This is a genomic window from Tabrizicola sp., from assembly GCF_016792905.1.
Lineage (GTDB): Bacteria > Pseudomonadota > Alphaproteobacteria > Rhodobacterales > Rhodobacteraceae > Tabrizicola.
On sequence record NZ_JAEULP010000077.1, the window covers coordinates 54,835 to 69,038 of the forward strand.

Sequence of the window (14,204 nt, forward strand, 5' to 3'; positions counted from 1 at the left end):
CAAGCCAAGATGAACCAAGGCTTAACGCTGAAAGACATGGGGCGCGCGCTTGCCACCGGGGGCGGCGCCATGCGACATTCGTGCCAATCCAGAGGGAGGCATTTTCGATGCGTTGGTTTCTGAAAACGGCGATTGCGGCGGCGTTTCTGGGGGCGGCGGGCCTGGCGTCCGCGCAGGACCTGATCCCCGAGCGGCGATTCGTCGTGACCCAGGACCAGGACCTGCCGGGCGGGGACATCGCGTCGATCTTCGACACCACGATCGAAGCCTGCGAGCGGGCGGCGCTGACCAATGCGCGTGCCACGGCCTATGTCTACAACACCAAGAACGGGTCGTGCTTCGTGAAGAACGGGCCGGGCGAGGGGACGTTCTTTGCCGGGGCCTGGTCGGCGACGGTGATCGAGGCGGATCAGGCGGTGCGCGAGGCTGCGAAGGCGCGGCGCGGGGAACTGGCGTTCCTGCCGGACTGGGACATCCAGCCTGCCTTCGACCAGGCGCAGGGGCTGGGGCGGCAGCATACGACCGGGCCTTGGACGGCGGAGGAACATCTGGCGGCGGCCTCGGAGGCGGAAGCGAAGGGCGACTGGGCGGGGGCGGCGGCCTTTACCGGGGCGGCCTTGAACCTGACGGATGATGCGGCGACCTGGGGCGAATTCGCGCGGCGGCAGTTGCAGGCGGGGATCGCGGACCAGAACCAGTCGGGCTATTTCTTCAACCAGGCCTTCCTGTCGTCGATCAACGCCTATCTTCGGGCCGAGAGCCCGGCGTTGCGGCACACGATCCTGGTGACGATGGCCGACGTTCTGGAGCGGAACGGGCGGGGGCGGGATACCGTCAGTGCGCTGCGGCTGGCGCAATCGTTGCAGGAGCGGACGGACACGGCGGCGCTGCTGGATGATGCCATCGGGAAATACGGCTTCCGCATCGCCGAGACGCTGGTGCAGTCCGACCTGGCGCGACCCCGGATTTGCGTGACGTTCTCGGAGGATCTGGTGGCCTCGGGGGTGGACTATTCTACCTTCGTGCAGCTGAAGGATCCCGGCCTGACCGTCGAAAACGGCGGCTGGCGGCAGCTTTGCGTGGCGGGGCTGGAGCATGGCAAGCGCTACAGCGTGACCTTCCGCGAGGGGCTGCCGGCGGCGGACGGGCAGGTCATGGCGAAGTCGGTCGAGATCACGCAGTACATCCGCGACCGGGCGCCGGGAGTGAAGTTTCCGGGCCGGGGCTATGTGCTGCCGAAGGCGGGCGATCCGGCGCTGCCGGTCGAGACGGTCAACACCGAGAAACTGGACCTGACGCTGTACCGGGTGACGGACCGGAACCTGCTGCGGTCGATCCAGGACTATTATTTCGGCGCGCCGATCAACGTCTATTCCGAGGAGTATTTCGCCGATGGTGTGGGCGAGAAGCTGTGGTCTGGCACGGCCACGGTCGCGCAGGAGGTGAACAAGGACGTCACCACCCGCCTGCCGATGGGCGAGGCGCTGAAGGGGCTTTCGGCGGGGATCTATGCGCTGAAGGCGGAAGTGCCGGGGGTGGACCCCTATACGATCCCGCCGGGCTGGCAGTGGTTCGTGATCTCGGACCTTGGGGTCACGACGATGTCGGGCGTGGACGGGTTGCATGTCTTCGTGCGCAGCCTTGGGACGGCAGAGGCCAAGGCCGGGGTGTCGGTGGAACTGCTGAACCGGGCCAACACGGTCTTGGGGACGGTCACGACCGATGATCAGGGCTATGCCCGGTTTGATGCAGGCCTGACGCGCGGCACCGGGGGCAGCGCACCGGCGATGGTGGTGGTGAAGGAGGGGACGACTGACATCGCCTTCCTGTCGCTGACCGACCCGGAGTTCGACCTGTCCGACCGGGGTGTCGAAGGGCGCGAGGCTGCGCCGCCGGTAGATGTGTTCGTGACGACCGACCGGGGCGCCTATCGCGCGGGCGAGACGGTCTATGTCACCACGCTGGCCCGCGATGCGGAACAGGCGGCGGTCGAGGGGCTGCCGCTGACGGCGGTTCTGAGCCGCCCCGATGGCGTGGAATATTCGCGGCAACTGGTCGAGGATCAGGGCGCGGGCGGACATGTGTTCCAGCTTCCCATCGCAGGCAGCGCCCCGCGCGGGGTCTACCGGCTGGAGATGTATGCCGATCTGGAGGCCCCGGCGCTGGCGTCGAAGACCTTCCTCGTCGAGGATTTCCTGCCGGAGCGCATCGACTTTGACCTGACCTTGGCGGACGAGCCGCTGTTCGTCGGGCGCGACTCGGCGGTCGACCTGACGGTGGCCGCGCGCTACCTGTTCGGCGCGCCGGGCGCGGGTCTGGCCATCGAGGGCGAAGTGCTGCTGCGTGCCGCCGATGGGTTGGCGGCTTTCCCCGGCTTTGTCTTCGGGCGCCATGACCAGCCGTTCTCTGCGCAGATGGCGTCGCTCAACGGGGCCGAGACCGACGAGGCGGGGAATGCCGTCGTCCCGGTCTACCTGCCGATGATCGAGGACCCGCACCGCCCGCTGGAAGCGCGGGTGACGATCCGTGTGGCGGAAGGCTCGGGTCGTCCGGTGGAGCGGGAAGTGACGAAGGTGGTCGCCTCGGAAGACCCGATGATCGGGGTGAAGCCCCTGTTCGACGGCGTGGCCCCGGAGGGTGGCGAGGCGCGGTTCCAGATCGTCGCGGTGGACGGCGAAACTCCGGTCGCGCTGCCGGTGAAATGGACCGTCAGCCGCGTCGACTATGACTATCAGTGGTACCAGAGCTACGGCAACTGGAGCTGGGAGCCGGTGGTGAGCCGGTCCATCGTGGCGGAAGGCACGGCGACGACGGGCGACGCGCCGGTCGAGATCGCGGCAGACGTGGACTGGGGGACCTACGAGATCCTGGTCGAGCGGACGGACGGCGGCAAGGCCGCGACCTCGATGGAGTTTTACGCGGGCTGGTATGCGCCTGCGGATGCCTCGGCGACGCCCGACACGCTGGAGCTGTCGCTGGACAAGCCCGCCTACAAGCCGGGCGACACCGCGACCTTGCGGATCGTGCCGCGCGCGGCGGGGACGGCGCTGGTGACGGTGCTGTCGAACCGGCTGGTCGCGATGCAGGCGGTCGAGGTGAAGGAGGGCGAGAACCTGATCCAGCTTCCCGTCACCGACGAATGGGGCGCGGGTGTCTATGTGACTGCTTCCGTGTTGCGTCCGATGGACGTGGCGGCGGGCCGGAACCCGGCGCGGGCCTTGGGGCTGACGCATGCCGCGATTGATCCGGGCGCAAGGGCGCTGGCGGCCAAGGTCGAGGTGGCGGCGGAAGCGGCTCCGCGCGGACCGCTGGACGTGGCGGTCAAGGTCGACGGGGTGACGGCGGGCGAGACGGCCTATGTCACCATCGCGGCGGTGGACGTGGGCATCCTGAACCTGACGGGGTTCGAGGCGCCTGATCCTAGCGACTATTACTTCGGCCAGCGGCGGCTGGGCGTCGGCATCCGCGACATCTATGGCCGGTTGATCGACGGGCTGAACGGGGCGACGGGCGAGGTCCGCTCCGGCGGTGACGCAGGCGCTCAGGCGCGGTTGCAGGCGCCACCCCCGACAGAGGAGCTGGTGGCCTATTTCACTGGGCCGGTGGAAGTGGGGGCCGACGGCTATGCGCGGGCGAGCTTCGACCTTCCCAGCTTCAACGGGACGGTGAAAGTGATGGCCGTGGTCTGGTCGAAGACCGGGGTCGGGCAGGCCAGCGCCGATGTGCTGGTGCGCGATCCGGTGGTGGTGACGGCTTCGGTGCCGCGTTTCCTGTCGCCGGGGGACACCACGCGGCTGCTCTTGGAAGTGGTGCATGCCACCGGGCCTTCGGGCCGGATGAGCCTGGACGTGACGGCGAACGGGCTGACGCTGGGCGAGGTGCCTTCGGGCTTTGACCTTGGCGACAAGGCCAAGGCGGTGTTCGAGGTGCCGGTGACGGCGGGCGCGGTGGGCAACCAGACCATCGAGGTTTCCCTCACCACGCCGGACGGGAAGGTGTTGAAGAAGTCGCTGACGGTGCCGGTGCAGGTCAATGATCCGGAAGTGGCGCGGATCAGCCGGCTGGAACTGAAGAAGGGCCAGAGCTTTACCTTCGACGACAACGTCTTTGCCGGGCTGGTGCCGGGGTCCGGCAAGGCGGTGATGGCGGTCGGGCCATTGGCGCGGCTGAATGCGCCGGGCCTTCTGGCGGCACTCGACCGCTATCCCTACGGCTGCACCGAGCAGATGACGTCCAAGGCCTTGCCGCTTCTATACTTCGACGAAGTGGCGCAGGTGATGGACCTTCAGGGCGCGGCGGATATCCAGAAGCGCATCGACGAGGCGGTGGTGGAGATCCTGGCGAACCAGTCCTCGACCGGTGGCTTCGGGCTCTGGGGGCCGTATGAGGGCGACTTCTGGCTGGATGCCTATGTCACCGATTTCCTGAGCCGGGCGAAGGCTCAAGGGTATCAGGTGCCGGATCTGGCGTTCAGGAACGCGCTGGCGAACCTGCGCAACCAGGTGAACTACGCCCCCGACTTCAGCGCCGAGACGAACGGTGGCGGTGAGGCGCTGGCCTATGCGCTGATGGTGCTGGCCCGCGAAGGCGCGGCGGCGATTGGCGACCTGCGCTATTATGCCGACGTGAAGGGGGATGATTTCTCCACCCCGCTGGCACAGGGGCAGCTGGGCGCGGCCCTGGCCTCTTACGGCGACCAGGCGCGGGCGGATGCGATGTTCCGCAAGGCCGTGGCGAAGATGGAAGCGCTGGAGCCGGAGGTGGGCCAGGTCTGGCGGGTGGACTATGGCACCCGCTACCGCGATGCGGCGGCACTGCTGACGCTGGCGGTGGAGGCCGGGAGCCAGGCGGTGGACCGCGAGGCGCTGACCGACCGGATCGCGGTGCAGGGGCAGAACCTGTCGACGCAGGAAGCGACCTGGGCGCTTCTTGCGACGAACGCGCTGATCGACCGGCCGGGGGCGGATGGCATCACCATCGACGGCAAGCCTGCCGATGGTCCCTTGGTCCGGGTGCTGGATGCAGGCGCGGTGACGCCGGTGGTGGTGAAGAACGACGGGGCGGATACGACCGTCACCGTCACCACCTATGGCGTGCCGTCTGACCCGGAACCGGCGGGGGGCAACGGCTATGCGATCAGCCGGACCTACTACACCATGGCGGGCGAGGAAGTGGCGCTGGACAAGGTGGCAGCGGGGACGCGGCTGGTCACGGTGCTGGAGGTCACGCCCTTCGGCTATGGCGAGGCGCGGCTGATGGTCAGCGATCCGCTTCCGGCGGGGTTCGAGATCGACAACCCCAACCTGATGTCGGCGGGATCGACGTCGGAACTCGGCTGGCTGGACACGCTGAACGAGGTGGCGCACAGCGAGTTCCGGCAGGACCGGTTCCTGACGGCGGTCGACTGGTCCTCGGACCAGCCGTTCAAGCTGGCCTATGTGGTGCGGGCGGTGTCTCCGGGCACGTTCCACCACCCGGCGGCCTCGGTCGAGGACATGTACCGGCCTGACTTCCGCGCGCGGAGCGAAACGGGGGCGGTGACGGTCGTCAAGTGACCTGCCGATGCGGATATGCGCCTCCCCTCCCCCTGGTGGGGAGGGGCGGGGGGCGGGGGGCGAACGTTGCGCCGTCGATTCGCCCCGGACCTGATCCGGGGCCTCTGCCTGCCCCAACCGCCACGCTGCGAAACACGCGAGGCCCCGGGTCAGGCCCGGGGCGGGTATCCTGACGATGCGCGCGCGCTGGATCATCATGCTGGCCCTGACCCTCTGGCTCGCCGCCCTGGGCCGGGACCGTTTCGATGCCTGGATCGACGCGACCGTGCTGCCGCCGCTGGCGCTGGAAATGTCGGTCGAGGTGCTGGACCGCGATGGCGACCTGTTGCGAGCCTATACGGTGGCCGATGGCCGTTGGCGGCTGGCCCTGCCGGTGGACCGGGTCGACCCGCTCTATCTGCGGATGCTGCTTGCCTATGAGGACAAGCGGTTCTACCGGCATGCGGGGGTGGACCCGAAATCGGTGATCCGGGCGGCGGTGCAGGCTTTGTGGAACGGTCGCGTCGTCTCGGGCGGGTCGACCCTGACGATGCAGGTCGCCCGGCTTCTGGAAGAGGGCACGACCGGCGAGGTTGGTGGCAAGCTGCGGCAGATGCGCGTGGCACTGGCGCTGGAGCGGCGGCTGTCGAAGGACCAGATCCTGCAGCTCTACCTCAGCCTTGCGCCCTTCGGCGGGAACCTGGAGGGCGTCAGGGCGGCCTCGATCAGCTACTTCGGCAAGGAACCCAAGCGCCTGACCCCTGCCGAGGCGGCGCTTCTGGTGGCCATCCCGCAGGCCCCGGAAAGCCGCCGCCCGGACCGCGCCGCCGACCGGGCCGAGGCCGCACGGAACCGGGTTCTGGCGCGGGCGGTCAAGGAGGGCGTGATCGACGCAGAAGAGGCCGAGGCAGCGCTGCGCGAGGCGGTGCCGGGCATCCGCAAACCCTTCCCGGCGCTGGCCCCGCATCTCGCCGACCGGGCGCGGGCGGAGGAGCCGCAACTGGGGTCGCACCACCTGACCATCGATGGCGAGTTGCAGAAGAAGCTGGAGGCGCTGGCGCTGGAGGCGGTCGAGGGCAAGGGCGAGCAGTTGCAGGTGGCGATCCTGGTGGCGGACCATGCTTCGGGCGAGATCCTCGCCAGCGTGGGCTCGGCAGGCTATCAGGCGGACCTGCGGCAAGGCTTCGTCGACATGACCACGGCGCTGCGCTCGCCCGGATCGACCTTGAAGCCGCTGGTCTATGCCCTGGCCTTTGACGAGGGGCTTGGCCACCCGGAGACGATGATCGACGACCGACCGATGAGCTTTGGCACCTACGCGCCGCAGAATTTCGACAAGCTCTACATGGGCACGATACGGATGCGCGAGGCATTGCAGCTCTCGCGCAACATTCCCGTTGTGGCGCTGACCGATGCTCTGGGGCCGGCGAAGCTGATGGCGGCGATGCAGAAGGCGGGGATGACGCCGGTGTTCCCCGGCGACCAGCCCGGCCTAGCCATTGCGCTTGGCGGCGTCGGCGTGACGCTGAGCGACATGGTGCAGCTTTACGCGGCCATCGCGCGCGGCGGGGTGGTCCGTCCCCTCAGCTACCGTCTGGATGCCGAGGTGCCGGAGGGGCAGCGGGTGGTGTCCGAAGTGGCGGCCTGGGAAGTGGGCGACATCCTCGCGGGCCTTGCCCCGCCGCCCGGGGCGCCGTCGAACCGGCTGGCCTACAAGACGGGCACGTCCTACGGGCACCGCGATGCCTGGGCCATCGGCTTCGACGGCAAACATGTCATTGGCGTCTGGATGGGCCGGGCGGATGGAACGCCGGTGCCGGGGGCCTTTGGCGCGGATGTCGCGGCGCCGGTGCTGTTCCAGGCCTTCAACCGGCTGAAGGGCAAGCTCGACCCGCAGCCGCCTGCGCCCGCCTCGACCCTTCTGGTCGCCAATTCCGAACTGCCGCAGCCCCTGCAACGCTTCCGCTCACGCTCGGCGGTGTTCGAGGCCGAAGCGGATGCCCCCGCCGTGGCCTTCCCGCCGGACGGGGCGGAAGTGGAACTGCTGGCTTCCGGCCTGAAGGTGAAGGTCGCGGGCGGGACGGCACCCTTCACCTGGCTGGCCGATGGCGTTCCCGTGGTGGTGGCCTCCGACGCACGCGAGGCGATGCTGGCGATGCCGGGCGCGGGCTTCGTGACGCTGAGCGTGATCGATGCGGAAGGGCGGTCGGACCGGGTGCAGGTGCAGGTTCGGTAGCCCCGGAGTTTTCGAAAACTCCGGGCCGGAGCCTTTGAAGGCTCCGATACGATTTCTTCGAAGAAATCGCTTACGCCCGCTCGATGGCCAAGGCGATGCCCTGACCGCCGCCGATGCACATGGTGATCAGCGCCGTCTTTCCTCCGGTTCGTTCCAGCTCGTGCAGCGCCTTCACCACAAGGATCGCGCCGGTTGCCCCCACCGGATGCCCAAGGGCGATGGCGCCGCCGTTGGGGTTCACCTTGGCCGGGTCGAGGTCGAGCGCCCGCGACACCGCAAGGGCCTGGGCGGCGAAGGCCTCGTTCGATTCCACGACGTCGAAAGACTGCGGCTTGACCCCAAGTTTGCGGCACAAGGCCTGCACCGCCGGGATCGGGCCGATCCCCATCATCTTCGGGTCCACCCCGGCCAGCGCATAGCCCATCACCCTTGCGCGTGAGCCCTTGGCATTGCGCGACAGGACCAGCGCCGCCGCGCCGTCGTTGATGCCCGAGGCATTGCCCGCGGTCACCGTGCCGTCCTTCTGGAAGGCGGGACGCAGGCCCGCCAGGGCCTCGGCGCTGGTGGTCTTGGGGTGTTCGTCCACCGCGAAGGTCACGGGGCCTTTCCTGCCGCCGATTTCCACCGGAACGATCTGGTCGGCGAAGCGGCCCTCGGCGATGGCGCGGGCGGCGCGGGTCTGGCTGTCCAGCGCGAAGGCGTCCTGATCGGCGCGGGTGATGCCATATTGCGCGGCGACGTTTTCTGCCGTCACGCCCATGTGGCCTGTGCCGAAGGGGCAGGTCAGCGCGCCGGTCATCATGTCGGTCGCGCGGGTGTCGCCCATCTTTTGCCCGAAGCGGGCGGCAGGCAGGATGTAGGGCGAGCGGCTCATGCATTCCGCCCCGCCCGCCAGCGCCAGGTCGGCATCGCCCAGCATCAGCGCCTGCACCGCCGAGACCACCGCCTGCGCGCCCGAGCCGCAAAGCCGGTTCACGTTCATCGCCGGAGTGGTTTCCGGGATGCCCGCGTTCATCGCCATGACACGCGAGAGATACATGTCGCGGGGTTCGGTGTTGATCACATGGCCCATGACAACCTGGCCGATCTGCGCACCTTCCACCCCGGCGCGCTCCAGCGCAGCCTTGGCGGCATGGGTGGCGATGTCGATGGGCGGCAGGGCGGACAGCGAACCGCCGAAGCCGCCGATGGCGGTGCGGGCGGCGGAGAGGATGTGAATCTCGGTCATGGGGGCCTCCGGGGTTTGGCGGCAGTTTGCACGATCTGCGGCCCCTTGCAGAGGGGACGTCGCGTCACGGGTGCCATTGACATGCGCTAACAGGCGGGGGAAGTCAGGCGGGCCAGCGGGAGAGCGATGTGAAAGACCTGATCCGGGCCCATGCCGGGCTTCTGTTCGCCGGAATTGCGACCTTTGTCATGATGGGCGCTGGGCAGGCGCTGTTCGGGCCGGTGCTGCCGGTCTATGTGCGCGACTTCTCCCTGACCGAAGGCGAGGCGGGGCTGTTCGTCGCGCTGCTCTGGGTCGGCTGCTTCCTCGGCGTCGGGCTGATGTATTTCAACGGCGCGGCGATCGGGCCCCGGCACACGCTGGCGGTGATGGCGGCGGGCGCGGGGGGCATGGCGGCCAGCCCGACCTGGGCACTGACGCTGGCGGGGGCCGTGGTTTTCGGCATGGGCTACGGCATGGCGACGGCGGTCTTCAACCCGGGGGTGATGCGGGCCTTCGGGGCGAAGGGTCCGTCGATGCTGAGCCTGCTGAACGCGACCTTCGGCGTGGGGGCGATTGCCGCGCCGCTCGCCTTCGTCTGGCTGGGCAGCGACCCGGCCTGGGCCTTCGGGCTGGTGGCGGTGGCTATCCTGGTGATCTGGGTCTTCGCCGGGCCGGCCGGTGCCGAGAGCGCGGCGCCCCCGGGTCAGGTCGCGGCATTCCGGCCGCACTGGGCGATCCTCGGATTCGGGCTGGTCGCCATCGGCATGGAGGCGAGTCTTGCGGGCCTCGGGCCGACCGCGCTGATCCGGGCGGGGGTCGAGGAGCAGCGGGCTGCGCGGCTTCTGAGCGCGTTCTTCGTCGTGTTCCTTCTGGCGCGCGTCGGCCTGATCTTCATCGCGCACCGGGTGCAGGCCTTCGTGCTGTACACCGTGGCCGTCACCTCGGCGGCGGCCTTCGCGCTGGGGGCGGTGTTCCTGTCGCCGTCGGTGTTCTTCGTGGCGATGGGAGCCTCGGCGGGGGTGTTCTTCCCCGGCTTCTACGTCACCGCCAGCGGCAAGATGGGCGAGGACCTGCGCGTGCCGCCAACCATCGTCGCATCGGGCCTCGCCGGTGCCATCGGCGCACCGCTGATCCTTGCGCCCCTGAGCGCGGGGATGGGCGAGCGCGGGTTCTTCGTGCTGGTCGCGAGTCTTCTGCTGGCAACCAGCGCGGCGGCAATCCTGTCGCTGCGGCGGATGAAGGTCTAAGGGTTTTCCAGAAAATTCTTAGGCTTACCGTCCGGCCTGCCACTGCGCCACGCTGTCCAGCGGCCAGACCAGCATCAGCACGTTCAGCGCCAGCCCGTCGCGGATGATCCACATCGTCGTGCCCTCGAACAACACGATCAGCGCAACCGTGGCCCAGACCGGCAGCTTAGACGCAAGCCAGAAGCCCAGCACCATCGCCAGCACGTCGCAGACCGTGTTCAGGACGGAATCGCCATAGTAGTCCAGCGAGATGGTGACACTGCGGTAGCGCTCGATCACCGCGTCCGAGTTCTCCACGATCTCCCAGGCGCATTCGACCAGCGTGGCGATGGCCAGCCGCCAGCCGAACGACAGCCGCCGCGCGACCAGCCACAGTGCGCCGAAGAACAGGAAGCCGTGGATGAAGTGGCTGGGGGTGTACCAGTCCGAGATGTGCTGCGAATTCTCGGCGCTGACCACCTCGCCGTGCCAGAGCTTGATATAGCCGCATTTGCACCATGGCTCGCGCCCGATCCACAGTAGCCAGGCGGCGGACAGGGCGATGATGGCAAGGGTGACGAGGAGGGGGGAAACGCGCTTTGTCATGGGCCTGAGGCAACCACGCAGACTGCCGTCCGTCCAGTGAAAAGACAGGCGCTCAGGCCGGGGCGCGGGTAAGCTTTTTCCGACCTGTCGGGGTGAGAAGCGCCGCCTCGCGCCCCTCGATCACCACCGCCGACAGTGGCCCGCCATAGGCCGCACCGGAGTCGAGGTTCAGCCGGTTGCCGTACTGGGTGGCATGGTCGATGGCCGTGTGGCCGTGGACGATCAGCGGGCCGAAACTTGCGGGCTCGGACAGGAAGGGTTCGCGGATCCAGATCAGGTCGGTCTCCGTCTGTTGGTCCAGCGCGACACCGGGGCGGATGCCGGCGTGGACAAAGGCGGTCTCGCCCAGGCGGTGCAGGACCGGCAGGCCGTTCAGGTAGTCAAGATGCGCCTGCGGCACCGCGTCCAGTGCCTCGGCGTGGACCCTGGCCACGGGGCGGTCAGCCGCTTTCTCCACCCCGTAGGAGGCCAGCGTCGATGGCCCGCCAAGCTTGGGATGCAGCCAGCCCAGATCGGCGCGCAGGCCCGGTTCCGGCTCGAACGGGTCGTGCAGGAAGCGGGCGAACATCCGGTCGTGGTTGCCTTTGAGCACGGTCCAGTCCTGCCCCCGCGCCTGGCCCTGCATCAGATAGTCGACCACCCCCCGGCTGTCCGGGCCACGGTCGACGAGGTCGCCGACATGGATCACCGGGCCGGCGCCATGCTTCGCCATGTCGTCGGCGATCAGGTCATGGGCGACCTGCAGGAGGCCGAGATGACCGTGGATGTCGCCGATGGCATAGATGTGCATGCGTCAGGTCCAGATGGAGAGCGCCGGGGGTTTCACACCGCCGGACCCCTGTGGGATATTTGGGCAAGGATGAAAGGGCAAGCGGGCCCGGACAGTGCGGCCGACCGGGTCAATTCCGGACGGGAACGAACCGCGGCGGGTACGGGTTGGGACTGGCAGCGATAGAAGGAGAGCGAAAAATGATCGACCACACCGGCATCGTCGTGTCCGATCTGGACAAGGCGCGGTGCTTCTATGATGCGGTGGCCGCGGCGCTGGGATTGCAGACCAAGTCGAACGGGCCGCAGTCCTTCCTCTTTGGCAAAAGCGCCGGGGAGCCGATCCCCTATCTCTGGATCGGCACGCTGCGCCCATCCTACTGGGCCGAGGGCTCGCGCGCCGGTTTGAACCAGATGCATGTGGCCTTCGTGGCGGCGGACAAGGCGCAGGTGCGGGCGTTCTACGATGCGGCCTTGGCGAACCGGGGCCGCGACAACGGCGCGCCGGGCCCGCGCGAGGGGGCCGGGGAGTATTACGGGGCCTTCGTGCTTGACCCCGACGGCAACAACATCGAGGCCTGCTGCCGGGGGGCGGCCGCGCGCTAGGTTCACGCCACCTCGAACTGCAAGGCCTTGACCTGCTGGAACATGCCCGTCGACTCCAGCGTCTCGATCACCTTGGGGTCGATCGGCTGGTCGAGATACAGGATCGCGATCGCATCCTGCCCGACGCCCGACCGGCCAAGGGTGAAGTTGGCGATGTTGACGTTGTTCTTGCCCATGGTCATGCCGAGAAGGCCGATGATGCCCGGCACGTCCTCGTTGGTGGTGTAGAGCATATGCGCGCCGATCTCGGCGTCGATGTTGATGCCCTTGATCTGGATGAAGCGCGGCTTGCCATCCGAGAAGCAGGTGCCCGCCACGGACCGCTCGCGCTTGTCGGTGACCATCGTGACCTTGATGTAGGCGTCGAACACCCCGGTCTTTTCCTGCCGGGTGGTGGAGATCTGGATGCCTTTCTCCTTGGCCACCACGGGGGCGGAGACGAGGTTCACGTCGGGGTTCTGGGTTTTCAGGACGCCCGCGATCACCGCCTGGTTCAGCGCGGCAAGGTTCATGCTGGCGACCGACCCGTCATAGAGGATGTTGATCGCCTTGATCGGCTCGTCCGTCATCTGGCCGATGAAGCTGCCGAGGTGGGAGGCAAGCTTGATCCAGGGGCCCATGACCGCAGCCTCTTCCGCCGTGACGTTCGGCATGTTCAGCGCGTTCTGCACGGCACCGGTCAGCAGGTAGTCCGACATCTGTTCGGCCACCTGCAACGCAACGTTCTCCTGCGCTTCGGTGGTGGCGGCGCCCAAGTGGGGCGTGCAGACGACGTTCGGATGGTTGAAAAGCGGGCTGTCGGTTGCCGGTTCGACCTCGAACACGTCCAGCGCGGCCCCGGCGACATGGCCCGTGTTCAACGCGTCGAGAAGGGCGGCTTCGTCGATCAGGCCGCCGCGGGCGCAGTTGATGATGCGGACGCCCTTCTTGGTCTTGGCCAGATTCTCGCGGCTCAGGATGTTGCGGGTCTTGTCGGTCAGGGGGACGTGGAGGGTGATGAAATCGGCACGGTGAAGCAGCTCCTCCAGTTCGACCTTGTGGATACCCAGTTGCTTGGCGCGGTCTTCCGACAGGAAGGGATCGTAGGCGATGACCTTCATGTGCAGGCCCACGGCGCGGTCGCAGACGATACCGCCGATGTTGCCCGCGCCGATCACGCCGAGGGTCTTGTTGAACAGCTCCACCCCCATGAACTTGGACTTTTCCCACTTTCCGGCATGGGTTGAGGCGTTGGCCTCGGGGATTTGCCGGGCAACAGCGAACATCATGGCAATGGCATGTTCCGCCGTGGTGATCGAGTTGCCGAAAGGCGTGTTCATCACGATGACGCCCTTCTTGGACGCCGCCGGGATGTCGACATTGTCGACCCCGATCCCGGCGCGGCCGATGACCTTCAGGCGCGCGGCTTTCTCCAGAAGCTTCTCGGTGGCCTTGGTGGCCGAGCGGATGGCGAGGCCGTCATACTGGTCGATGACGGCGGCAAGGGCGTCCTTGTCCTTGCCGAGCTTCGGCAGGTAGTCGACCTCGACCCCGCGGTCGCGGAAGATCTGGACGGCGGTTTCGGAAAGTTCGTCGGAAACGAGGACTTTGGGCATCAGTGTGCTCCTTGAAAATGGGGGGCTGGACGTAGGATGGGCAATATTGCCCATCCTACAGGGCGGCGATCTCGGCCTCGAAGGCGTGGGCGATCCAGGGCATCAGCGCCTGGACGTCCGAGGTCTCGACCGTGGAGCCGCACCAGATCCGCAGGCCCGGAGGCGCGTCGCGGTATGACCCTAGATCAAACCCCGCGCCCACCTTCTCGATCCGCTTGGCGATGGCTTTGGCAAAGGCCTCGCCGTCGGTGATGCGGGGATCGGTGAACTTGAGGCAGACCGAGGTGGTCGATGCCGTCGCCGGGTCTGCCGCCAGGTTCGCGATCCAGGGGTTCTGGGCACAGAAGTCCCAGACGACCTTGGCATTGGCATTCGTCCGACCGATCAGACCCTTCAGCCCGCCGATGGACTTCGCCCATTTCA

General features: G+C 67.8%; 8 protein-coding genes and 1 pseudogene. 4 read left to right on the plus strand and 5 right to left on the minus strand.

The genetic code is table 11. From position 1 onward, the window contains the following. The first annotated feature begins 107 nt into the window (after positions 1-107). Positions 108-5,555 (plus strand): alpha-2-macroglobulin family protein, encoded by a 5,448-nt coding sequence (locus JNL31_RS16190; protein WP_294975441.1) that lies wholly within the window; start codon positions 108-110, stop codon positions 5,553-5,555. Positions 5,556-5,730: 175 nt separating this feature from the next. Further along, positions 5,731-7,770: a penicillin-binding protein 1C gene (gene pbpC, locus JNL31_RS16195; RefSeq protein ID WP_294975445.1), complete on the plus strand. Its 2,040-nt coding sequence runs from the start codon at positions 5,731-5,733 to the stop codon at positions 7,768-7,770. Between the two features lie 70 nt (positions 7,771-7,840). Here the strand turns inward: pbpC and bktB are convergent, their stop codons facing one another. Next, on the minus strand, positions 7,841-8,998 hold the full coding sequence (gene bktB / locus JNL31_RS16200; RefSeq protein ID WP_294975448.1) for a beta-ketothiolase BktB: 1,158 nt from the start codon (positions 8,996-8,998) through the stop codon (positions 7,841-7,843). A 128-nt stretch (positions 8,999-9,126) separates the two neighbouring features. On the opposite strand from bktB, the gene JNL31_RS16205 reads away from it, so the two are divergent. Then, complete coding sequence (locus JNL31_RS16205) at positions 9,127-10,227, plus strand: sugar MFS transporter (RefSeq protein WP_294975451.1); 1,101 nt, start codon at positions 9,127-9,129, stop codon at positions 10,225-10,227. 24 nt (positions 10,228-10,251) lie between these two features. Here JNL31_RS16205 and JNL31_RS16210 read toward each other — a convergent pair whose 3' ends face one another. After that, a complete protein-coding gene (locus JNL31_RS16210) occupies positions 10,252-10,812 on the minus strand; it encodes a DUF2585 domain-containing protein (protein WP_294975454.1) in 561 nt (186 codons plus the stop codon). Between the two features lie 52 nt (positions 10,813-10,864). Beyond that, on the minus strand, positions 10,865-11,602 hold the full coding sequence (locus JNL31_RS16215; RefSeq protein WP_294975457.1) for a metallophosphoesterase family protein: 738 nt from the start codon (positions 11,600-11,602) through the stop codon (positions 10,865-10,867). Positions 11,603-11,781: 179 nt separating this feature from the next. Here JNL31_RS16215 and JNL31_RS16220 point away from each other — a divergent pair, with 179 nt between their 5' ends. Then, positions 11,782-12,186 (plus strand): VOC family protein, encoded by a 405-nt coding sequence (locus tag JNL31_RS16220; protein ID WP_294975459.1) that lies wholly within the window; start codon positions 11,782-11,784, stop codon positions 12,184-12,186. Positions 12,187-12,188: 2 nt separating this feature from the next. Here the strand turns inward: JNL31_RS16220 and serA are convergent, their stop codons facing one another. After that, positions 12,189-13,784 carry a phosphoglycerate dehydrogenase gene (serA, locus tag JNL31_RS16225; RefSeq protein WP_294975466.1) on the minus strand — a complete coding sequence of 532 codons (1,596 nt, stop codon included), beginning with the start codon at positions 13,782-13,784 and terminating at the stop codon, positions 12,189-12,191. 52 nt (positions 13,785-13,836) lie between these two features. Beyond that, positions 13,837-14,204: pseudogene (locus JNL31_RS16230) on the minus strand (phosphoserine aminotransferase); the annotation flags it as partial.